Genomic DNA, 22,058 nt, shown 5'->3' with positions numbered 1-22,058 from the left:
TCTTCCAAGCCGGGGTCATTCAGGCTCACCCATTGCCCAAACCATATAAAACCTCCGCAAGTCAAAGGAGGAAACCATGCCCGACTCGTCTTTGCGACTGATCGAAGACCTGCGCCTCGTGCGCAACTTTTCCTATGTCGGCGGCAAATGGGTCGCCGCTGCCGATGGCAGCACCCTGACCGTGACCGACCCTGCCGATGGCGCCGTGGTCGGCGAGGTTGCGAGCCTTTCCGCCGAAGAGAGCGGTGACGCCGTCACCGTCGCCCAGAATGCCTTTCCCGGGTGGTCGTCCAAGCTGCCACAGGACCGCTCCGCGATCCTGCGCCGGTGGTTCGACCTCATCATCGAGAACCGCGAGGACCTGGCCAAGCTGATGGTCGCCGAACAGGGCAAACCCTTGTCCGAGGCGCGGGGCGAGATCGACTATGCCGCGTCCTTCGTCGAATTCTACGCCGAAGAGGCCAAGCGTCCAAACATCGAGGGTGTCACCAGCCATCTCAACACCGCTGAGGTCGAGCTATGGCTTGAACCCGTCGGCGTCGTGGCGCTGATCACGCCGTGGAACTTCCCGTCTGCGATGCTGACCCGCAAGGCCGCCGCGGCGCTCGCCGCCGGCTGTACCATCGTTGCGCATCCCAGCCACGAAACACCGTTCTCCGCGCTTGCGCTGGCCGAACTGGCCGAACGCGCAGGCGTCGAGCCGGGCGTGTTCAACGTGGTCACGGGCCGCGCCTCGACCGTGGTGCCGCCCTGGACCGACGACTCGCGGGTGCGGGCGCTGTCCTTCACCGGCTCGACCGAGGTCGGCCGACTGCTCTATCGCGCGTCCGCAGAGACCGTGAAGAAGCTGGTGATGGAACTGGGCGGTCACGCGCCGGTCATCGTGTTCGACGATTGCGACCTCGACCACGCCGTCGCGGAAACGATCAAGGCCAAGTTCGCCACCTCCGGTCAGGACTGCCTGGGCGCGAACCGCATCTATGTCCAGCGCGGCATCTACGATGAATTCTGCACGCGTTTCACCAACGCGACAAAGGCGCTGACGATTGGCGTCGGCATGGATGACTGCGACCTCGGACCGCTGATGAACGAAGGCGCCGTGGCCAAGCAGGAAGCGCATGTCGCCGACGCACTGGAGAAAGGCGCGAAGCTGGCCTGCGGTGGCAAGCGCAATCCGCTCGGCCGTCTGTTCTATGACGCGACCGTTCTGACCGACGTTCCCGACGAGGCCGAGATCATGCGCGAGGAAACCTTCGGACCCGTCGCACCAATCACGCCGTTCGAGACCGAGGACGAGGCCATCCGGCGTGCCAACGACACCGAGTACGGCCTTGTGGCTTATGTCCACGCCCACGACCCGCGCCGTATCTACCGGCTCAGCCGTGCGCTGCAATTCGGCATGGTCGCGGTCAACCGCACCAAGGTGACGGGCGCGCCGATCCCGTTCGGCGGGGTCAAGCAATCCGGCCTTGGCCGCGAGGGTGCGCGAAAGGGCATGGAAGAGTTCATGGAAATCAAATACGTCTGCCGCGATTGGGGCTAAGGAGATAACAATGCTGAAGAACGATCAACTCGACCAGTGGGACCGCGAGAACTTTTTCCATCCCTCGACCCACCTGGCGGAATTCGCCCGGGGTGAAGCGCCGCAGCGCATCGTGACCGGCGGCTCCGGCTGCCATATCGAGGACCGCGACGGCAACCGCCTGCTCGATGCTTTTGCCGGGCTTTACTGTGTGAACGTCGGCTATGGCCGGCCCGAGATTGCCGACGCAATCGCCGAACAGGCGCGCGAACTGGCCTATTACCACGCCTATGTCGGCCACGGCACCGAGGCCGCGATCACGCTTGCCAAGATGGTGCTGGACCGCGCGCCGGACCATATGTCGAAAGTCTATTTCGGCCTCAGCGGCTCGGACGCCAACGAGACCAACATCAAGCTGGTCTGGTACTACAACAACATCCGTGGCCTTCCGCAGAAGAAGAAGATCATCTCGCGCTGGCGCGGCTACCACGGTTCGGGCCTGATGACCGGCTCGCTGACCGGGCTGCACCTATTCCACCAGAAGTTCGACCTGCCGCTGGCGCAGGTGCTGCACACCGAGGCGCCGTATTACTATCGCCGCGCGGATGTGAACCAGACCGAGGAAGAGTTCGTCGCCCATTGCGTGGCCGAGCTTGAAGCGCTGATCGAACGCGAGGGTGCCGACACCATCGGCGCCTTCATCGGCGAGCCCGCGCTGGGCACCGGGGGCCTCGTGCCGCCGCCCGTGGGCTACTGGGCCGCGATCCAGGAGGTGCTGGCCAAGCACGACATCCTGCTGATCGCCGACGAGGTCGTCACCGGCTTTGGCCGCCTGGGCAGCATGATGGGCTCGGACCACTACGGCATCAAGCCCGACATCATCACCATCGCCAAGGGTCTGACCTCGGCCTATGCGCCCCTGTCCGGGTCCATCGTATCCGACAAGGTCTGGAAAGTGCTGGAGCAAGGCACGGATGAGAACGGTCCCATCGGCCACGGCTGGACCTACTCGGCGCACCCCATTGGGGCCGCCGCCGGTGTCGCCAACCTCAAGCTGATCGACGACCTGAACCTCGTGCAAAATGCCGGCGAGGTGGGCGCCTACTTCAAGAAGGCGCTGACCGAGGCCGTGGGCGACCATGCCCATGTCGGCGAAGTGCGTGGCGAGGGGCTGCTCTGTGCCGTGGAATTCGTCAAGGAGCGCGACGACCGCGTATTCTTCGACGCCTCGGAAAAGGTCGGCGCACGGCTTGCCGGTGAACTGGTCAAGGAAGGCGTGATTTCCCGCGCCATGCCGCAGGGCGATATCCTTGGCTTTGCGCCGCCCTTCTGCATGACCCGCGAAGAGGCTGACGAAGTGGCCACCAAGCTGGGCAAGGTCGTCAAGAACGTGCTTGGCTAAGACCGTCCTGTCGCAATCAATTAAGGCCGCGCCATTCCGGTGCGGCCTTTTCTTGTCCGCCCGGTTGGTTATTCCGCCGGCGCGAACCCGGTGATCAGCTGCTTCAGCCCCAGCGCCGCCCCGGCGAAGATCGCCAGAAACGCCACCGGCGCGGAAAAGGCCAGCACCGAAAAGGCCGAGACCCCTTGTCCGATACTGCACCCCACCGCCAAGATCGCACCCGGCCCCATCAGGGCCGCACCGAAGATCTGCCGCTTCAATTCGCGCGGATCCTCGCAGGCTTCCCACCGGAAATGCCCCTTGAAGAGCGACCCGACGAAGGCGCCCACCACCACACCCAGCACCGAGCCCACGCTGAATGACAGGCTGTTGCCCGAGGCGGTCATCGCGTAATAGATCGTGTCGCCGATGGGCGCGGCAAAGGAATGCGTCTCGATCGGTTCGGCCTCGAACCCCGTCATGGCCACCCAGTAGGTGCCGACCCAGCCAAGGATCACGGCGCACCCGACGACAGCGGCCCAGAACACCATGCCGGGCGAGCGCAACATTCTGGCGCTGGCCAGCGAGACTACCAGGATGCCACCTCCCAGGATCAGTCCGCTCAGCGCGGGGCCGATGCCCAGCTGCGCCTGGGCCAACTGGCTGAACCCTTGCGGCGAACGCGCGCCTTCCTCGACCGTGAAAAGCCAGACGCGGAAATGGGCCAGCGGCCCGGACATCACCAGGTAGGCCGACAGCCCCATCACGATCACGATCACGAAAGACCGCAGGTCGCCGCCCCCCAGCCGCGCCAGTGCGCCGTAGCCGCAATTGCCCGACAGCGCCATGCCATAGCCGAACATCAGCCCGCCGACGATGGTGCCCAAAGGGTTCCAGACCCTATCGAGATACGCGGTGGCGGTTCCGTCCATCAAGCCTCCGGCCATGGCGAAATGCGTGCCTATGATGGCCACGCCGATGGCGATGCCCCACATGCGGATGCGGCGGTCGTCCGAGGAATAGAGCACGTCCTCGATTGCGCCCAGCGTGCAGAATCGCCCCAGCCGCGCGGCCAGCCCCAGGGCCAGACCACCCAACAGCCCGATCAAGGCTGCGCTATTGGCTTCGCCCAGAACGTCCAGCATCTTGGTTCCCGTTTAACGACCGGAACCTCTCCTCAATCCCGGTCAGTCTTCCCTGCAAAAGAGGTCATAGACGACCTCCATGATTTGCCGCGGTCTGTCGTCTGTCAAGCTGTAGTAGATCGCCTTGCCCTCGCGCCGGGGCGTCACCAATCCTTCCAGCCGAAGCCGGGTCAGCTGCTGCGACACCGCCGCCTGACGCGCCGATAACAGGTCTTCCAGTTCCGTCACCGACTTCTCGCCCGAGGCAAGATGGCACAGGATCATCAGCCGCCCCTCGTGGCTGATCGCCTTCAGGAAGTTCGACGCCCGCTGGGCGTTTTTCATCATCTTTTCCATGTCTTCGGCGCGCATGTTGGCGTCGAGCACCGGCAGCCGCGTTTCGGGCTCGGATCGGTCGGAAGAGTTCTGGGGGTCGAGTGTCATGGGGTTCGTCAGCCTGTTTTGTCGAGGTCGATGCGCGCCTTTTCCAGCATCATGCCAAGCAGACCCCAGAAGAAGTCCTCTCCTGGGTATCCTTCGATACGGCCCAGTTCGGTACCGTCCCGAACCAGGATGAAGGTCGGCGTGAAGCGCACGCGCCGGGCGAATTCCACGTCCGGCGATTCGCTGTAAAGATCATAGCGGCGCAGTGGCGCGGCTTGTCCTTCGGGGGTTTTCGGATATTTCGCCGAAACCTCCTCGTTCCACTGGGCACACCAATAACACCCGTCTTCCTCGGCCATGAGCAGATAGGTCTCTGCCAGCATGGGCGCGGGAATCCAGGTCAGGATAACGAGCAGGAATGCTCTGATCGCTGCCACGTGAAACTCCGATTGACGGCTTGCTAAAACCGATCATAATCTAATATTCGAATATTTCAAGAAAATGCGGTGGGTCTGAGAATGTTTGACGTAACGATCTACGGAGCGTTGATTGCAGGGTTGTTGTCGTTCCTGTCGCCCTGCATCCTGCCGATCGTGCCATTCTACCTCAGCTACCTGGCGGGCGTGGGCATGAACCAGATCACGGCAGAGGCCGAGATTTCCCGCGGGGTGCGTGTGCGCGCCTTTCTCGCGGCGTGTTTCTTCGCGCTCGGCGTGATCACGGTCTTCGTCGGGCTGGGCGCCTCGGCGACCGCCTTCGGCCAGCTGGTGCAGGATTATTTCGACATTCTGCGCTGGGTCGCGGCGGCGATCATCATCGCGATGGGCCTGCATTTCCTCGGCGTCGTTCGGATCGGCATCCTGTACCGCCAGTTCCGCGCGGATGCGGGCGACACCAGCAACGTGGGTCTTGCCGGCGCCTTCGTCATCGGTCTCGCCTTCGCCTTCGGCTGGACGCCCTGCGTGGGCCCCGTGCTAGCGGCGATCCTGTTCACTGCGGCGGGGCAGGACTCCGCCTCGCAGGGCGCGCTGCTGCTCTTCGTCTACGGCCTCGGCATGACGCTGCCGTTCATCGCGGCGGCGCTCTTCATCGGCCCGTTCATGCGGTTCATGGCGCGGTTCCGCCGCCACCTCGGCCTGGTCGAAAAGATCATGGGCGCGCTGCTGATCCTGTTCGGCGTCCTGATCGCGACCAACTCGGTGAACATCATTGCCCAGTGGATGCTTGAAAACGTCCCCTGGTTCAGCACAATCGGATAAATCGGAGGATTCACCAGATGACCAGATTTTTCGCTTTCGCCTTCGCGGCGCTGATCGCGCTGCCGGTCTTCGCCGCAGAGATAGGCGACGACGGCCTGCACAAGGCACCCTGGATGCGCGACACCTTCAAGGACCTGGGCGACGACCTCGAAGAGGCGACCGCCGAAGGCAAGCGCCTGCTCGTCCTGATCGAGCAGCGCGGCTGCATCTACTGCACCAAGATGCACGAGGAGGTATTCGTCGTCCCCGAGATCAAGCAGTTCATCGAAGAGAATTACTTCGTGGTGCAGATCAACATGTTCGGCGATGTCGAGGTCACCGATTTCGACGACGAAGCGATGCCCGAGAAAGCGGCCGTGCGCCGCTGGAATGCCATGTTCACGCCGACGATGATGTTCTTCCCCGAAGAGTCCGAGGGCGAGCTGCCCGCCGACGAACTGGCGGTGGTCACGATGCCCGGCGCGTTCGAGAAGGGGACCACCCTGAACTTGCTGCGCTGGGTCGTCGAAAAGGGCTATGAAACCGATGAGCCGTTCCAGAAATACTTGGCACGGAAACTGGCGGAATAGCCGCGTGAATTGCTGCATGCGCACGACCATCTGCCGGGTTTTTCTGCGAAAGCGAACAGATTTAAAAATTCACTTACTTGAATTTGTTGTTGCGTGAATCGGTTTTGTGTGTGCAAGTATACGCTAACTGTCATACGGGAGGGCACATGACACGTTTAACTGCATTTGTATCCGCAACTGCGCTTTTCGCCACCGTTGCGGCTGCGGAAACCATCGCACCCCAGGATGTAGACTACGTCGATGGTGCGGTTGAAACTCCGCTGACCGGCCAGCCGGGCGACCCCGAGGCGGGCGCCGTTCTGATGAACAAGGGGGCGGGCAACTGCATTGCCTGCCACATGATCTCTGACCAGTCGCAGCTTCAGTTCCACGGGGAAATCGGCCCGCCGCTTGACGGCGTGGCCGACCGCTGGAGCGAGGCGGAGCTGCGCGGTATCGTGGCCAATGCCAAGGTCATGTTCGAAGGCACGATGATGCCGGCCTTCTACAAGGTCGACGGCTTTACGCGCCTCGGCGACGCCTATACGGGCGAAGCGCATGAAGGCGAGGTCGAACCGCTGCTGACCGGCCAGCAAATCGAGGATGTCGTCGCCTACCTGATGACGCTCAAGTACGAATAACTCAGATACCTGGAGGACAAGATGGAACTGAATCGCCGAAAGATGCTGGTGCTCGGCACCGCAGGCGCAGCCGTGACGGCCTTCGGCGCGCTGCCGGCCTTCGCGTCGGCCACCGAAGATGCAATCGCGAAATTCACCGGCGGCGCCGACGTGGGCGAGGGCGGTGTCGAACTGACCGCGCCTGAAATCGCCGAGAACGGCAACACCGTGCCGATCGAGGTCAGTGCCCCGGGCGCCGTTGCCATTTCGGTTTTCGCCGACGGCAACCCGACGCCCGCCGTGGCCACGTTCAAGTTTGGCCCGCTGGCCGCGTCGCAATTCGCGTCGACCCGTATCCGCCTTGCCGGCACGCAGAACGTCATCGCCGTCGCCGAGATGGAAGACGGCTCGTACAAGCAGGCATCGGCAAACGTCAAGGTCACCATCGGCGGCTGCGGCGGCTGAACAGAGGACAAGGAGAACAGAACATGGCCGAAGGTGTAAAACCCCGCGTCAAGGTCCCGAAAAAGGCAAGCGCCGGTGAGACGATCACCATCAAGACGCTGATCAGCCACCAGATGGAAAGCGGTCAGCGCAAGGACGATGACGGCAACGTCATCCCGCGCTCGATCATCAACCGCTTCGTTGTCGATTTCAACGGCGAGAACGTGATCGACGTCCAGATGGAACCGGCGATCTCGACCAACCCGTTCTTCGAATTCGAGGCGACCGTGCCCGAAACCGGTGACTTCAAGTTCACCTGGTACGACGATGACGGCTCCGTCTATGAGGAAACTCAGACGGTTACGGTCGGATAAGGCGCCGCGGAGCGTCAGGGAGGATAACATGACAAAAGCGACTGTAACGGGTGGACGTTTGATCATGGCAGCAGCCGCCAGCGCGTTCGCGCTGGCCGCCTATGCCGGACCCGACGAAGACGAACTGGTGGTCAACGAAGATATCGAGATGGTCACCAAGACCGACGCGCCGGATCATGTCGACGCTTTCGACACGATCTATTCGGGCTGGCGCTTCCGCTCGGACGAGACGCAGGCGGTGCAAACGGACGATTTCGACAACCCGGCGATGCTCTGGGTGGAGCAGGCCGCCGAGGTCTGGAACACGGCGGAAGGGTCCGAGGGCAAGTCCTGCGCATCGTGCCACAACGACGTCGACAGCATGGCCGGCGTCAAGGCGGTCTATCCCAAATGGAACGAGGATGCCGGCGAAGTCCGCACGCTGGAGATGCAGATCAACGACTGCCGCGAAAATCGCATGGGCGCCGAGCCGTGGAAATACGCCGGTGGCGACATGACCAACATGTCGGCGCTGCTGGCCTCGGTGTCGCGCGGTATGCCCGTGAACGTGGCAATCGACGGTCCGGCCCAGTCCACCTGGGAAAAGGGCAAGGAGATCTACTATACCCGCTACGGTCAGCTGGAACTTAGCTGCGCCAATTGTCACGAAGACAATTACGGCAACATGATCCGCGCCGACCATCTCAGCCAGGGCCAGATCAACGGCTTTCCGACCTACCGACTGAAGAACACCAAGCTGAACGCCGTGCATGCCCGCTTCAAGGGCTGCATCCGCGACACCCGGGCACACACATTCTCGCCCGGCAGCCCGGAGTTCGTGGCGCTTGAGCTTTACGTCGCCTCGCGCGGCAACGGCCTCAGCGTCGAAGGACCGTCGGTCCGCAACTGAACTCAATTCAAGGCTCCGTCGCACAGGCGGGGCCTTTTTCATCTGCGCTACATTCAAATATGCGCATATGTCTTGAAGGATGAGCACTCATGATTTCGCGCAGGGATTTCCTACAGGTCGGCATGGCGGCATCGGCGCTCGTCGGAGCCTCGGGCTTTGGCAACTGGGCCAGGCTGGCCGCGCAACAGTCGCTGACCCAGGACCAGCTCTTGCAGTTCGACACGTTCGGCAACGTGTCCCTGATCCACGTCACCGACATCCACGCGCAGCTGAAGCCGATCTATTTCCGCGAACCCTCGGTCAATATCGGCGTGGGCGAGAACAAGGGCGAGGTGCCCCATGTCACCGGCGCCGATTTCCGCCGCCTCTACGGGATCGAGGACGGCAGCCCCAGCCACTACGCGCTCAGCAGCGGCGACTTCACGTCGCTGGCCCGTGAATACGGCCGCGTCGGCGGGCTGGACCGCGTGGCGACAGTCGTCAACGCCATCCGCGCCGACCGCCCCGACGCCATCCTGCTGGATGGTGGCGACACGTGGCACGGCTCCTACACCTGCTATCACACGCAAGGTCAGGACATGGTCAACGTGATGAACGAGCTCAAACCCGATGCGATGACATTCCACTGGGAATTCACGCTGGGGTCCGATCGCGTGGCCGATCTCGTCTCCTCTCTCCCGTTTGCCGCGCTCGGCCAGAATATCTTCGACGCCGAGTGGGACGAACCCACCGATCTCTTCCCGCCCTATACGATGTTCGAACGCGGCGGCACCAAGATCGCGGTGATCGGACAGGCGTTCCCCTACATGCCCATCGCCAACCCCGGCTGGATGTTCCCCGAATACGCCTTCGGCATCCGGGACGAACACATGCAGGAGATCGTCGATCAGGTCCGCAGCGAGGGCGCGGAATGTGTCGTCGTGCTCAGCCATAACGGCTTTGACGTGGACAAGAAGATGGCCACCGTGGTCAGCGGCATCGACGTGATCCTGTCCGGCCACACCCACGACGCCCTGCCGGAACCGGTTCTGTCGAACGAGACGCTGATCATCGCCTCGGGTAGCAACGGCAAGTTCGTCAGCCGCGTCGACCTCGATATTCGCGACGGCCGGATGATGGGCTACCGTCACAAGCTGATCCCGATCTTCTCGGACGTGATCGAACCAGACGCCGAGATGACCGCCCTGATCGACGAACAGCGCGCGCCCTACGAGGACAAGCTTTCAGAGGTGATCGGCCAGACCGAAAGCCTGCTTTACCGTCGCGGCAACTTCAACGGCAGCTGGGACGACCTGATCTGTGACGCACTGCTGTCGGAACGTGACGCAGAAATCGCGCTCAGCCCCGGCGTGCGCTGGGGCCCGTCCCTGATCCCCGGTCAGGACATCACCCGCGAGGATATCTGGAACGTCACCTCCATGACCTATGGCGAGGCGTATCGCACGGAAATGACGGGCGAATTCCTCAAGGTTGTGCTGGAGGACGTGGCCGACAACATCTTCAACCCCGACCCCTATTACCAGCAGGGCGGCGACATGGTCCGCACCGGCGGCCTTGGCTACAGCATCGACGTCAGCGCACCGCAGGGCGAGCGGATCAGCAACATGACCCTGCTCAAGACCGGCGAGCCGATCGACCCGTCGCGCAACTACGTCATCGCCGGCTGGGCCTCGGTCAACGAAGGCACTGAAGGACCACAGATCTGGGACGTGGTCGAAAGCCACATCCGCAAAATGGGCACCGTCACGGTGCAGGAAAACGACAGCGTCGAAGTAACGGGCGTCTGAGCATTCATCAAGGGAGCGTTCAGCCATGAATGATCTTTTCAAATCCCCCTCCCGCCGCGCCTTCCTGCGCGGCAGTGCGGCGGCCGTCGCGGGATCCGTGGCAGGGGCCGCGGCAGCGAACGACCCCGATCCGCTGATCACCGAGGTTCAGGACTGGGCCGCGATCACCGGCGAGGGTGTCGACGAAACCCCCTATGGCCTGCCGATCCGGTTCGAGGATGACGTGGTGCGCCGCAACGTGCCGTGGCTGACCGCCGATCCGATCAGCTCGATCAACTTCACGCCGATCCATGCGCTGGACGGCACGATCACCCCGCAAGGCTGCGCGTTCGAGCGTCACCATTCCGGCGCGATCGAACTTGCGAAAGAAGACTACCGCCTGATGATCAACGGTCTGGTGGATAAGCCCCTGGTCTTCCACTACGCCGATCTCGAGCGTTTTCCGCGCGAAAACCACGTCTATTTCTGCGAATGCGCGGCCAACACCGGCATGGAGTGGGCGGGCGCACAGCTGAACGGTGTGCAGTTCACCCACGGCATGATCCACAACATGGAATATTCCGGCGTCACCCTGCGCACCCTTCTGGAAGAGGCTGGGCTGGATGCCGCCGGCGATCTTTCGGACAAGTGGGTCTATGTCGAAGGCGCCGATGCGTCCTCGAACGGCCGCTCGATCCCGATGGAAAAGGCGCTGGACGACTGCCTTGTCGCCTTCAAGGCCAATGGCGAGGCGCTGCGCAAGGAGCACGGCTACCCCGTCCGCCTTGTCGTGCCCGGCTGGGAAGGCAACATGTGGGTCAAGTGGTTGCGCCGGATAGAGGTTATGGACGGCCCCGTGGAAAGCCGCGAGGAGACGTCGAAATACACCGACGTCCTGGCCGACGGCACGGCCCGCAAATGGACCTGGGTCATGGATGCCAAATCGGTCATCACCTCCCCCAGCCCGCAATCGCCCATCTCCCACGGCCCCGGCCCGCTGGTCATCTCGGGCCTTGCCTGGTCCGGCCACGGCAGGATCACCCGCGTCGATGTCTCGCGCGATGGCGGCATGACGTGGGAAACCGCCCGCCTCGGCACGCAAGGCGACAGCAAGGCGCTGACCCGCTTCTACCTCGACACCACCTGGGACGGCGAGGAAATGCTGCTTCAGGCCCGCGCGATGGACGAGACGGGCTATGTCCAGCCCACCAAGGCGCAGCTGCGCGAGGTGCGCGGCGAGAACTCGATCTACCACAACAACTGCATCCAGACCTGGCACGTCAAAGCCAACGGGGAGGCCGAAAATGTCGAAGTTTCTTAAGATTTTCGCACCCGCCGCCGGCGGCGCCGCAGGCGTCCTGACGATGGCTTATGTGCTGGCTGACCAGTTCGTCGTCGACATCCCGTCGATCACGCCTGCGCTCGTGTCGCAGGCCAACGCGGCCTCGACCGGTGCTGCGGATGAAACTCAAGCTGCCGCAACCGAAACGCCGGAAGGCGGCTTCGGTCTGGGTCGCGAAGCACTGCCCGAGGAAATCGCCGCTTGGAATGTCGACGTCCGCCCCGGCGGCATCGGCCTGCCCGAGGGCCGCGGCGACGTGGCAACCGGCGAACAGGTCTTTGCCGAAGCCTGCGCCGTCTGCCACGGTGACTTCGCCGAGGGCGTCGGCAACTGGCCGGTGCTGGCCGGCGGCTTCGACACGCTCGACGACAAGGACCCGGTCAAGACCGTCGGCTCCTACTGGCCGTACCTGTCGACCGTCTGGGATTACGTGCACCGCTCCATGCCCTTCGGCAACGCGCAGTCGCTCAGCCCCGATGAGGTCTACGCCATCACCGCCTACATCCTTTACTCCAACTACCTGGTCGAAGACGACTTCGAGCTCAGCCACGAGAACTTTGCAGAGGTCGAGATGCCCAACGCCGATGGCTTCATCGTCGATGACCGGGCGGAAACCGAATACACGATCTGGCGGACCGAGCCCTGCATGGAAGGCTGCAAGGACAACGTCGAGATCACCATGCGCGCCTCCGTCGTCGACGTGACGCCCGAGGAAGACGGCGCCGAAGAGCAAGCCGCCGCCGAGCCTGCCGCCGAAGAAGCGGCGGAAGAGATCGAGATGGCCGCCGCAGATCCCGAACCCACCGAGACTGCCGCGCCGGCGGCTGACGAAAGCACCGCCCCCGATCCCGAGTTGGTTGCTGCAGGCGAAAAGGTCTTCCGCAAGTGCAAAGCCTGTCACATGGTGGGCGAAGGCGCCAAGAACCGCGTCGGCCCGGTGCTGAACGGTGTCATGGGCGCGACCATGGGCGGCCACGACGACTTCAAGTATTCCAGCGTCTTCGAGGAAGCCGCCGCCGAAAGCCGGGTCTGGGACGAGGCGTCGATGGCCGAATTCCTCGCCGCGCCGAAAAGCTACATGAAAGGCACCAAGATGAGCTTTGCCGGTCTCAAGAAAGACGAGGATATCGACGCCATCATCGCCTATCTGCAAAGCTTCGGGGACTGACCGAATGCCGGTCGGACTGCGCGCTCTTTCCCTCAAACTGGCGGCAGGCCTGCTGGCCTGCGCCATTCCCGCAGTCGCGGAAGAGGGCGACCCGGAGGCCGGCAAGGAAATCTTTCAATATTGCTCCGGCTGTCACCAAGTGGGCAAGGGGGCCGAGCATGGCATCGGTCCGCACCTCAACGGCCTTTTCGGCCGGAAAGCGGCCACGCAAGAGGGTTTTCCATATTCCGAGAGCTTCAAGCGCGCCGGCACTGGCGGCCTGGAATGGCACGCCGATACACTCGACGTGTTCCTTGAAAATCCCACCGCAATCGCGTCGGGCACACGGATGAGCTTTGACGGACTCGAGGACCCGCAAGAGCGTCTGGACCTGATCGCCTATCTGCGGCGCTTTTCCGACAACCCCCGCGATATTCCCGAGGCGGACCCGACCATCCGGGGCATGGACCACGACGTCGCCCCAGAAATCCTCGCGCTTGTGGGCGACCCGGAATATGGCGAATATCTCAGCGGGGAATGCGTCGCTTGCCATCAAGCCGGTGGCGCCAATGACGGTATCCCGTCTATCGTGCTCTGGCCGGAGGAGGATTTCGTGGTGGCCATGCACGCCTACAAGAACAAGCAACGCAACCATCCGGTGATGCAGATGGTCGCCGGGCGGTTGGGCGATGAGGAGATCGCCGCACTGGCCGCCTATTTCGGCCAACTGACGGAACAATAAAGATAATAATACCTTAGGGAGGACTAAACATGACACTCGACAGACGGACTTTCCTCGGAACGACAGCCGCGGCCGCGACAGTGCTCGCGGCGCCGAACGTGCTGGCGCAGGGCGCGGGCAAGCCGCGCGTCGTCGTGATCGGCGGCGGCGCGGGCGGCGCCACGGCGGCGCGCTACATCGCCAAGGACAGCGACGGCGCCATCGACGTCACGCTGGTCGAACCGACGCGCACCTACTTCACCTGCTTCTTCTCCAACCTCTATCTGGGTGGCTTCAAGGAGATCAGCGATATCGGCCACACCTATGGCACCATCGCCGCCAGCGGCGTGAACGTGATCCACGACTGGGCCGTCGATGTCGACCGCGACGCCAAGACCGTGACGCTCGCCGGTGGCGCGACGCTGCCTTACGACAAGCTGATCCTCAGCCCCGGCATCGACTTCGTCGACGGCGCTGTCGAAGGCTGGGACATCAGCGCCCAGAACGCCATGCCCCATGCCTACAAGGCCGGCTCGCAATCCGAACTCCTGCGCGCCCAGCTCGAGGCGATGCCAGAGGGCGGGACGTTTGCCATGGTGGCCCCTCCGAACCCCTACCGCTGCCCCCCGGGCCCCTACGAGCGCATCTCGATGGTCGCGCATTTCATGAAGGAGAACAACCCGACCGCCAAGATCATCGTGGCGGACCCCAAGCCCAAATTCTCCAAGATGTCGCTCTTCCAGGAAGGCTGGAACAAGCACTACCCGGGCGTGGTCGACTGGATCGGCGAGGAATTCGGCGGCGGCAACGTCTCGGTGGACCCCGCGAACATGACCGTCACCATCGACGGCGAGGAGACCCAGGTCGATGTCTGCAACGTCATCCCCGCGCAAAAGGCGGGCCGCATCGCCGAACTGGCGGGCGTGACCGATGGCAACTGGGCGCCGGTGAATCCCGCCGACATGTCTGCGCGCGCGGATGCAGATGTCTACGTCCTGGGCGATTCCGCCGAACAGGGTGACATGCCCAAATCCGGCTTCGCCGCCAATAGCCAGGCCAAGGTCTGCGCCAACGCCGTGCGGGGCGCGCTGACCGGCTCCAAGGTGTTCCCGGCGAAGTACTCCAACACCTGCTGGTCGCTCATTGCCACCGATGACGGCGTCAAGGTCGGCGCCACCTACGAGCCCACGGACGAGAAGATCGCCTCGGTCGACAGCTTCATCAGCGAAACCGGCGAGGATTCCGCGCTTCGCAAGGCGACCTACGAAGAGTCCGAAGGCTGGTACACCGGTATCACCACCGACATGTTCGGCTAAGCCAACGCGCCGTCCCGGCTTTGATCTCGGTCAAAGACCGGGGCGGCACCCCCGTGCGAAACCAAACCGACACCTAGGAGGCCCCACCATGAAACCCGTGATTCTGACGGCTGCCCTGGCCTTTGCCACCGCCGCCCACGCCGAAGCCCCGATCACCACGGCCTACGAGGGTTCCTTCGATGACGCGGCCTTTGCCGTGGAGACCGCGATAGTGGGGCAGGGGCTGGTGATCGACTATGTCAGCCACGTGGGCGAAATGCTCAACCGCACGGGCGAGGACGTCGGCAGCGATGTCATGATCTTCAAGGAAGCGGACATTTTTATCTTCTGCTCGGCCGTCGTGTCGCGCGAGGTGATGGAGGCCGACCCGATGAATATCGCGCACTGCCCCTACGGCATTTTCGTGGCCGAGGATGCGGATGGTGCCGTGACGATAGGCTACCGCGACTACCCCGATGGTCCGATGGAAAAGGTCGAGGCGCTCTTGGCCGAGATCGTGAAAGAGGCGACAGAGAACTGATGAACTACCAGGAATTTTTCCGTTCCGAACTCGACGGGTTGCGGGCCGAAGGCAACTATCGCGAGTTTGCCGAACTCGAACGGCGGCGCGGGCAGTTCCCGCAGGCCAATTGCTACAATGGCCCCGAGAACGTGACGGTCTGGTGTTCCAACGACTACCTCGGCATGGGCCAGCACCCTGTCGTGCTCAAGGCCATGCACGACGCGCTCGACACCACCGGCGCGGGTGCGGGCGGCACGCGCAACATTTCCGGCACCACCCACGCCCATGTGCAACTCGAGGCCGAACTGGCCGACCTGCATGGCAAGGACAGCGCGCTCCTCTTCACCTCCGGCTACGTCTCGAACTGGGCCGCGCTGGGCACATTGGCGTCGCGCATTCCGGGGCTGGTGGTCTTGTCCGACGCGCTCAACCACGCCTCGATGATCGAAGGCATCCGTCACAGTCGCGCCCAGAAAGTGATCTGGAAACACAACGACCTCGCCGATCTCGAGGCCAAGCTGGTGGCCCTTCCCGCCAACGCGCCCAAGATGATCGCCTTCGAGAGCGTCTACTCGATGGACGGCGACATCGCCCCGATCAAGGAGATCTGCGATCTGGCGGACAAATACGGCGCCATGACCTATCTCGACGAGGTGCACGCCGTCGGCCTGTATGGTCCGCGCGGCGGCGGTATCGCCGAGCGCGAGGGACTAATGGACCGCCTGACCGTGATCGAGGGCACGCTGGGCAAGGCGTTCGGCGTCATGGGCGGCTATATCGCCGCCTCGACCGAGCTGTGCGACTTCGTCCGCTCCTTCGCCTCGGGTTTCATCTTCACCACCGCCCTGCCGCCCTGCGTTGCAGCCGGCGCCGCCGCCGCTGTGCGCCACCTGAAGAACAGCAGCGAGGAGCGCAGCCAGCAACAGGCCCGCGTGGCCCAAGTGCGTGCCCGGCTCGACGCCATCGGCCTGCCGCATATCGAGAATCCCAGCCACATCATCCCGGTGATGGTGGGCGACCCGGTGAAGTGCAAATACATCTCGGACGTGCTGATGCGCGACCATGGCATCTATATCCAGCCGATCAACTATCCGACCGTGCCCAAGGGCACCGAACGGCTGCGCATCACGCCCTCTCCCGTCCACTCCGCCGAAGATGTCGAGCGGCTGATCGGCGCCCTCGAAAAGCTCTGGGCGCAGTGCCAGCTTGCCCGGCTGCCCATCGCGGCCCAGTGATCGGAAAAATATTCCGCGCACACGAAAAATAGGAAAATCCGTTTCGCCGGACCGTCCCCCGATGGTCCGGCGTTGTAACGTTTTCCGCGTTCCGGAACGTTGTTTCGCCATTGCTGGCAAAGCCGGAACAATGCTCTTCGCCCTGGGTTTTGACTCGCGCGATATCACACCAGATAAGGACGGATTATCTGAATCAGGACGTGACCCATGCTGCTCGACTCCCTGCCGTTCGACCTGCCCGCGCAATCCCTGCATCTTCTGCTTGGCGCGCTCTTGGGCCTTGCCTTCGGTGTTGCCGCCCAGATCTCGCGCTTTTGTCTGCGGCGTGCCGTGGCGGGCGAAAACGGCGTGGACCGCTCGGCCCTCTCGGTCTGGCTGGTCGCGCTTGCCGTGGCCATCGGCGGCATGGCCCTGGCCGGGGTCATGGGCTGGGTCGAGCTTGGGGACCACCGCTACCTCTCCAGCAGCGTTCCGGTCGCAGCGATCGCCCTGGGCGGGCTCGCTTTCGGCATCGGCATGGTGCTCACACGCGGCTGCATGTCCCGCCTGACCGTGCTTGCCGGCACGGGCAACCTGCGCGCGGTCAGCGTCATTGCGCTTTTCGCCATCGTCGCCCACGCAACGCTCAAGGGCGTTCTGGCCCCTCTGCGCACTTCCCTCGGTGCGATCCAGTATGACTTCGGCATCGGCAGCCTCGCGTCTATTCCCGGCGTGGCGCCCGCCGTGGCACTGGGGTTGCTGGCCGTCGCAGTCCTGCTCGCGCACCGCTCCGGCGCCCGCGTCCTGCACCTTGTCATGGGCGCGGTGATCGGCCTCGTGGTCGTCGCGGGCTGGGCCGGAACCTCGGTGCTGCTGCTGGATGATTTCGACCCGCTGCCCGTCCAGTCGATGGCCTTCACCCTGCCATGGACCGACACACTGTTCTACGCCATCGCCTCCACCGCCGTGCCCGCGGGTTTCGGTGTCGGCGTGATCGGCGGCGTCATCGTCGGCAGCTTCCTCAGCGCCGCCGCGCGCGGCGAACTGGCCCTGCAAAGCTTCTCGTCCCCCGTGCAGACCCTGCGCTACAGCGCGGGCGCGGTGCTGATGGGTTTCGGCGGCGTGCTGGCCGGCGGCTGCACCATCGGCGCGGGCCTCAGCGGTGGCGCCAACCTCAGCCTCGCCGCCCTGCTGGCGCTCGGATTCATCGTGCTGGGCGCGGTTGTGGCCCGCGGCGTCCTCGCGCCGCGTGGTGTCGCCGTTCCCGCCGAGTAAGCCTTACTCGAACTCCATCTGCTCAAAGACCCGGCCCGCATTCTTGGTTGCCAGTTCCTTATATGTATGCAGATGTTTGTATGGCGTCTGGTCGACGTAGTAGGCATCGGCCAAGCTGCCGCCTTCCTCCAGATGGGCGCCCACCTTTTCCCGCAGGTAAATCAGGTAGTCACGCGTGTATCGCCGCACCTGCGCCATGTTGGTCGGGTGCCCGTGGCCGGGGATCACATACGTCGCCTCCAGCGGCTCGAACGCGGTCTCCCATGTTTCCAGCCAGTCCTTCGTGATCGTATCGTCGAAGATCGGCAGCATCCGTTCGTGAAACGCCATGTCGCCCGCGATCACCAGGCTCTGCTCGGGCAACCAGACCGAGATATCGCCGGGGCTGTGCGCCGGCCCCAGGTGCAAGACCTCGATCCGGAAATCGCCCAACTCGATGATCTTCTTGTCCTCGAACGTCTCGGTGGGCCCGGCCAGCACCGTGCCCTCGGCCTTGTCGCGGTTATACTCCTCCATCCGCCGCAGGATCTGGGCGCCGTATTCCTCGAACTCCTCGGCGGCATCCACATGCGCCAGGATCGGTACGCCCTGTTCGGCCCAATAGGCATTGCCCAGCATCGCGTGGCCCTGGCCGTTCTCGTTGATCACCAGCTTCACCGGCTGATCGGTGATGCGCTTGATCTCGTCGTGCAGGGCCTCGGCCAACACATAAGCGGCCCCGCCATTCACCACGACAACGCCATCGCCGGTGACGATGAAGCTCAGGTTGTTGTTATGCCCGGTGTTTTCATAGGTCGGCGGCGCGGTGGCACCGATGGCCGACCAGACATGCGGGATCACCTCGACCGGCTTGGAATAAAGCGGCGAGCCGGGATACTGATCGGGTATGTTTTCATCGGCCAGCGCGGGGGCCGTGCCGAGGGCGACAAGACAGGCTGTCAGGACGCGCATCACGCATCCTTTCCGACGAAACGATAGCCGGTCCCGGATGTTTCCGCCCGGCCCACGCCGCCGCCCGGCAGGTGGAACCCGATCAGGGTCATGTCGTCGGCGGTCAGCCGGTCGAACAGCGTCTTGCGGGTCGCCACGGCCAAGTCCGGGTCCTGGTCCGATCCGCTGGGCCAGTCGGGCCGGGCGAAGGCGACGTGGTGGTTAACGATCGCGTCGCCGATGACCATTGCCGCCTCGCTGCCGCGACGCAGTTCGAAACTCATATGGCCCGGTGTGTGACCGGGGGTCGAGACCGCCGCGATACCGGGCAAGACTTCCTGTCCGTCATCGAAGAACTCGACGACGTCCTCGATCGCCTCCATCCGGTTCTTGGCGCCCACGGCGAAGGCGGCGCGCGCCTCGTCGATGGTGTTCACGGTCTCGGGGTCCCACCAGTAATCCCACTCGGTGCGGCCCATCATGTAGACGGCGTTGGAGAACAGCGGATCTCCGAAATCGTCCAGAACGCCCCAGATGTGATCGGGATGCGCGTGGGTGAACACCACGTGGGTGATATCCTCCGGGGCAAGGCCCGCAGCCTCCAGGCTCGCTGGCAACTCGCCCGCGCTGGGCATGAAGTTCGACCCGGCGCCGGCATCAAACAGCACGGTGTTGGTGCCGTCGCGGTAAAGCGTCAGGTTGCATTCGGGGCGCAGCTCGTCGCGGCTCTGGCCGGTGGCCTCCAGGACTTTCTGCAATTCCTCCTGCGGCATCGGCTCGAACAGGAAGTCGCCCGGCAGCACGAGGTGGCCGTCGCTGACGGTCGTGACCGTCGCATCGCCAAGGGACATGTCCGCCAGGCTCCAGCGCGGCAGTGCTGCCGCCAGGGGCAGGGCGGCGCCGGTCGCCATCAGGTGGCGTCGGGTCAGTCGCATGATATTCCTCCCAGAAATTCTCTTATAGGAATATGTGCGAATGTTGGGCGCAGCGCAAGCGCCGCCGTGTCAGGCGGCCGGTTTCCACTTGATCGAACAGCCGACCGACGCGACCTGGTCGCGCGGGCCTTCGCCGGTGTCCGCGACCTGTTTCATCGCCTCGAAAAGTTCTCGTGGCGCGTCCTCGGGCGCGGGCGACATGCGCGACGCATCCAGCCGACCGCGATATTGCAGCCCGCCCTTGGCATCGAACCCGAAGAAGTCCGGCGTGCAGGCGGCGTGGTACGCCCGCGCCGCCGACTGATCCTCGTCATGCAGATAGGGGAAGGGCAGGTCTTCTTTCTCTGCCATCCTGACCATGTTCTCGAAGCTGTCGTCGGGATAGGCTTCGGCATCGTTGGAGCATATGGCGGCCACGCCGATGCCGCGCGCCTGCAACTCCCTGGCGTCCCGCTTGATCCGGTCCAGCACCGCCAGGACATAGGGACAATGGTTGCAGATGAACATGATCAGCGTGCCGCGCGGGCCGGACACGTCATGCAGCGTGTAACGCAATCCGTCCGTCCCGGGCAGATCGAAATCCGGCGCAGGCCAGTGGAAGTCACATACGGGCGGGGTGTTCGCGGCCATGTCGTCCTCCGAAGCTGTGGCGGGGACAGTCTCGCCCAACCGCGGCGTCGAGGCAACGGGGTGGATGCGCCGCACTCAGCGAAAGACGAAGGGCGGGTCGGGATCGTTCATGCCATCGGCATCCCAGCGGTCCGGCTGGGTCAGCCCGCGCGCCGCGAGCATGTCGAGAATGCGCTTGTCGATCGTGTCGATCAGGCGTCCGAACTCCATTTCGTCGCGCACGAGTTTCGCCACGTCCTGCGCGATCATCACCCGTTGCTTCGCCAGCAATTCGCCGATCCAGTGGCGCGAGGTCTCGGCCAGAAACTTGACCGACGCCATCATCAGCTCGCGCAGCCTGTCGGTATCGAGTTCGACCTTGTCCAGGCAATCCAGCGATCCCTGCTTGATCGACTCGATCGCCACATCGGTGCGCATCCGGTTCGACATCATCACCACGGCCGCCGCGAAATTCTTCGGGTGATTCTGCACCATCCTCTGCGCCGCCAGGCCATCGCTGTCCGGCAGAAGATAGTCGATCAGGACAACATCGAAACTGTCCGCATCCAGCGCCGCGGAAAACTCGTTGATCGAGGCCGCGGTGACGGCGTTGACGGGCAGGCCCGTCGATTCCAGCGTGCGCGTCAGCCGTTTCTGGTCGAACGGGTCGTCGTCCAGAATCAGAACATCGAAACAATCGCCGCGCCGGGCGCCGTGCAAGCCGGGCACGGGAAGCGCCTGAGCGACCATTGTCTCGGTCGGGATCGGAGAAACAGAGGCCATGGTGCACCTTTCTAACTCAAACGTCCTGGATACCTGGCCCCACGCTACCCGCGCGATCGTTACCGGAGCGTTACTCGTGGACCGGGCTGTATCGCTGATTTTAACGATTGCGGGGCCGCGGCCCCGGCACCGTTCACGAAATGGAAAGTCCACTGTGGCAATGTCGCTGCTCACCTGCATGAGAACGAGGAAAGTGGGCAATCGTGTCGAAAGACCTCCCAGACGATCCGCTCGGTACGGTCCGCGAGGCGGAGGACCTGCTTTATATCGTGACCCACGACCTCAAGGCGTTTGCCCGCGCCATGCGCACCATCCCGGACTGGATCGACGAGGATCTGGCCAGCCAGGGCGTCGCCATCCCCGCCGATACGCGCGAAAACCTCGACATGTTGCGGGACTACGCGCACAGGTTGGATGATGCGATGACCGCACTGACCGAGCTGTCCCGCGTGCGCCGGCGGGCCGATCCGCCTGCTGCCCACGACCTTCAGGCTCTCGTCACCGAGGCCTGCGCGCGTTTGCCTGCCACGCCCAGGCTCTCGTGCGACATAGCCTGCAACGATGTCTTCGTTCTGGGGCCCGCGAACGATCTGATCAGGCTCTTCGACGCGGTGTTGGGCAATGCCGCGGTCCATCACGACCGCGATTTCGGCAAGCTGCGCGTCGCGGCCGCGCCGGGCCGGGGGCGGATTCACGTCACCGTGGCCGATGACGGCCCCGGCATATCGCCCGAACAGTACGAGACGATCTTCAAACCGCTCTCCACCCTTCGCCCCAAAAGCGAAACAGGCCATGCCGGCGTGGGCCTCGCCATCGCGCGCAAGGTCGTGCGCAGCCTTGGCGGCGAGATCGCCGTCGGTCCCACCGACGCGCCCCGCGGACTGTGCCTGCGCTTCGACCTGCCGCTGGCGACCACCCCGGCCTAGACCGCGCCGCACGCTTTGTCTGGCCAATCGGGCCGCCGGCTTGCTAT

Annotated in this window: 24 protein-coding genes; 17 read left to right on the top strand and 7 right to left on the bottom strand. The window is 63.8% G+C overall.

The annotated features are described in order from the left end of the window. The first annotated feature begins 76 nt into the window (after nucleotides 1–76). Together FIU85_RS07320 and FIU85_RS07315 are read left to right on the top strand one after the other, a co-directional pair. Complete coding sequence (locus FIU85_RS07320) at nucleotides 77–1,543, top strand: NAD-dependent succinate-semialdehyde dehydrogenase (RefSeq protein ID WP_152496413.1); 1,467 nt, start codon at nucleotides 77–79, stop codon at nucleotides 1,541–1,543. Nucleotides 1,544–1,553: 10 nt separating this feature from the next. Beyond that, complete coding sequence (locus FIU85_RS07315) at nucleotides 1,554–2,924, top strand: aspartate aminotransferase family protein (protein ID WP_152496412.1); 1,371 nt, start codon at nucleotides 1,554–1,556, stop codon at nucleotides 2,922–2,924. A 68-nt stretch (nucleotides 2,925–2,992) separates the two neighbouring features. Here FIU85_RS07315 and FIU85_RS07310 read toward each other — a convergent pair whose 3' ends face one another. From FIU85_RS07310 to FIU85_RS07300, 3 genes are read right to left on the bottom strand one after another with little or no spacing between them, the layout of a single operon-like run. Beyond that, nucleotides 2,993–4,048 carry a YeeE/YedE family protein gene (locus FIU85_RS07310; protein WP_152496411.1) on the bottom strand — a complete coding sequence of 352 codons (1,056 nt, stop codon included), beginning with the start codon at nucleotides 4,046–4,048 and terminating at the stop codon, nucleotides 2,993–2,995. Between the two features lie 42 nt (nucleotides 4,049–4,090). Continuing rightward, complete coding sequence (locus FIU85_RS07305) at nucleotides 4,091–4,471, bottom strand: helix-turn-helix transcriptional regulator (RefSeq protein ID WP_254703020.1); 381 nt, start codon at nucleotides 4,469–4,471, stop codon at nucleotides 4,091–4,093. 8 nt (nucleotides 4,472–4,479) lie between these two features. Further along, nucleotides 4,480–4,794 (bottom strand): hypothetical protein, encoded by a 315-nt coding sequence (locus FIU85_RS07300; protein ID WP_152498202.1) that lies wholly within the window; start codon nucleotides 4,792–4,794, stop codon nucleotides 4,480–4,482. Between the two features lie 135 nt (nucleotides 4,795–4,929). Between FIU85_RS07300 and FIU85_RS07295 the strand changes: the two genes are divergently transcribed. The 14 genes from FIU85_RS07295 (at nucleotide 4,930) to FIU85_RS07230 (ending at nucleotide 17,828) form a co-directional block, all read left to right on the top strand. Further along, entirely contained in the window at nucleotides 4,930–5,670 is a 741-nt protein-coding gene (locus FIU85_RS07295) for a cytochrome c biogenesis CcdA family protein (protein WP_152496410.1), read from the top strand. 17 nt (nucleotides 5,671–5,687) lie between these two features. Next, on the top strand, nucleotides 5,688–6,239 hold the full coding sequence (locus tag FIU85_RS07290) for a thioredoxin family protein (protein ID WP_152496409.1): 552 nt from the start codon (nucleotides 5,688–5,690) through the stop codon (nucleotides 6,237–6,239). A gap of 146 nt (nucleotides 6,240–6,385) precedes the next feature. Continuing rightward, a complete protein-coding gene (soxX, locus tag FIU85_RS07285) occupies nucleotides 6,386–6,859 on the top strand; it encodes a sulfur oxidation c-type cytochrome SoxX (RefSeq protein WP_152496408.1) in 474 nt (157 codons plus the stop codon). A gap of 21 nt (nucleotides 6,860–6,880) precedes the next feature. Beyond that, nucleotides 6,881–7,303, top strand: coding sequence for a thiosulfate oxidation carrier protein SoxY (soxY, locus tag FIU85_RS07280; RefSeq protein ID WP_152496407.1), 423 nt, complete (start codon nucleotides 6,881–6,883; stop codon nucleotides 7,301–7,303). 23 nt (nucleotides 7,304–7,326) lie between these two features. After that, nucleotides 7,327–7,656 carry a thiosulfate oxidation carrier complex protein SoxZ gene (gene soxZ / locus FIU85_RS07275; RefSeq protein WP_152491368.1) on the top strand — a complete coding sequence of 110 codons (330 nt, stop codon included), beginning with the start codon at nucleotides 7,327–7,329 and terminating at the stop codon, nucleotides 7,654–7,656. 64 nt (nucleotides 7,657–7,720) lie between these two features. Continuing rightward, the gene (soxA, locus tag FIU85_RS07270; RefSeq protein ID WP_152496406.1) at nucleotides 7,721–8,545 is read left to right on the top strand and encodes a sulfur oxidation c-type cytochrome SoxA; all 825 of its coding nucleotides are present in this window, start codon (nucleotides 7,721–7,723) and stop codon (nucleotides 8,543–8,545) included. Nucleotides 8,546–8,634: 89 nt separating this feature from the next. Continuing rightward, nucleotides 8,635–10,332 carry a thiosulfohydrolase SoxB gene (gene soxB, locus FIU85_RS07265; RefSeq protein ID WP_152496405.1) on the top strand — a complete coding sequence of 566 codons (1,698 nt, stop codon included), beginning with the start codon at nucleotides 8,635–8,637 and terminating at the stop codon, nucleotides 10,330–10,332. A gap of 25 nt (nucleotides 10,333–10,357) precedes the next feature. Further along, entirely contained in the window at nucleotides 10,358–11,632 is a 1,275-nt protein-coding gene (gene soxC, locus FIU85_RS07260; RefSeq protein ID WP_152496404.1) for a sulfite dehydrogenase, read from the top strand. Next, complete coding sequence (locus FIU85_RS07255) at nucleotides 11,616–12,821, top strand: c-type cytochrome (RefSeq protein ID WP_152496403.1); 1,206 nt, start codon at nucleotides 11,616–11,618, stop codon at nucleotides 12,819–12,821. Before soxC ends, FIU85_RS07255 begins: the two co-directional genes overlap by 17 nt. Nucleotides 12,822–12,825: 4 nt before the next feature. After that, nucleotides 12,826–13,542: a c-type cytochrome gene (locus FIU85_RS07250; protein WP_152496402.1), complete on the top strand. Its 717-nt coding sequence runs from the start codon at nucleotides 12,826–12,828 to the stop codon at nucleotides 13,540–13,542. Nucleotides 13,543–13,571: 29 nt separating this feature from the next. After that, complete coding sequence (locus tag FIU85_RS07245) at nucleotides 13,572–14,837, top strand: NAD(P)/FAD-dependent oxidoreductase (RefSeq protein ID WP_152496401.1); 1,266 nt, start codon at nucleotides 13,572–13,574, stop codon at nucleotides 14,835–14,837. 88 nt (nucleotides 14,838–14,925) lie between these two features. After that, a complete protein-coding gene (locus tag FIU85_RS07240; protein WP_152496400.1) occupies nucleotides 14,926–15,357 on the top strand; it encodes a DUF302 domain-containing protein in 432 nt (143 codons plus the stop codon). After that, entirely contained in the window at nucleotides 15,357–16,574 is a 1,218-nt protein-coding gene (gene hemA / locus FIU85_RS07235) for a 5-aminolevulinate synthase (RefSeq protein WP_152496399.1), read from the top strand. The genes FIU85_RS07240 and hemA overlap by 1 nt, the downstream gene beginning before the upstream one ends. 207 nt (nucleotides 16,575–16,781) lie before the next feature. Continuing rightward, nucleotides 16,782–17,828 carry a YeeE/YedE family protein gene (locus FIU85_RS07230; protein WP_152496398.1) on the top strand — a complete coding sequence of 349 codons (1,047 nt, stop codon included), beginning with the start codon at nucleotides 16,782–16,784 and terminating at the stop codon, nucleotides 17,826–17,828. Nucleotides 17,829–17,831: 3 nt separating this feature from the next. On the opposite strand, the gene FIU85_RS07225 is transcribed toward FIU85_RS07230, so the two are convergent. The 4 genes from FIU85_RS07225 to FIU85_RS07210 all read right to left on the bottom strand — a co-directional run bounded on the left by FIU85_RS07225 (nucleotide 17,832) and on the right by FIU85_RS07210 (nucleotide 21,085). Beyond that, nucleotides 17,832–18,779 (bottom strand): MBL fold metallo-hydrolase, encoded by a 948-nt coding sequence (locus FIU85_RS07225; protein WP_152496397.1) that lies wholly within the window; start codon nucleotides 18,777–18,779, stop codon nucleotides 17,832–17,834. Further along, complete coding sequence (locus tag FIU85_RS07220; protein ID WP_152491378.1) at nucleotides 18,779–19,693, bottom strand: MBL fold metallo-hydrolase; 915 nt, start codon at nucleotides 19,691–19,693, stop codon at nucleotides 18,779–18,781. Before FIU85_RS07220 ends, FIU85_RS07225 begins: the two co-directional genes overlap by 1 nt. Before the next feature lie 69 nt (nucleotides 19,694–19,762). After that, nucleotides 19,763–20,323 carry a thioredoxin family protein gene (locus FIU85_RS07215; protein WP_152491379.1) on the bottom strand — a complete coding sequence of 187 codons (561 nt, stop codon included), beginning with the start codon at nucleotides 20,321–20,323 and terminating at the stop codon, nucleotides 19,763–19,765. Nucleotides 20,324–20,398: 75 nt separating this feature from the next. Beyond that, on the bottom strand, nucleotides 20,399–21,085 hold the full coding sequence (locus tag FIU85_RS07210; RefSeq protein ID WP_172978817.1) for a response regulator: 687 nt from the start codon (nucleotides 21,083–21,085) through the stop codon (nucleotides 20,399–20,401). Nucleotides 21,086–21,288: 203 nt separating this feature from the next. Between FIU85_RS07210 and FIU85_RS07205 the strand changes: the two genes are divergently transcribed. Then, nucleotides 21,289–22,011, top strand: a complete 723-nt coding sequence (locus tag FIU85_RS07205; RefSeq protein ID WP_152496395.1) for an ATP-binding protein — start codon at nucleotides 21,289–21,291, stop codon at nucleotides 22,009–22,011. Nucleotides 22,012–22,058: the final 47 nt, after the last annotated feature.

The organism is Roseovarius sp. THAF8 (assembly GCF_009363735.1).
In the GTDB taxonomy this organism is placed as follows: Bacteria; Pseudomonadota; Alphaproteobacteria; order Rhodobacterales; family Rhodobacteraceae; genus Roseovarius.
The sequence above is the reverse complement of the archived record's forward strand: the minus strand, read 5'-3'. Positions and strand labels throughout refer to the sequence as shown.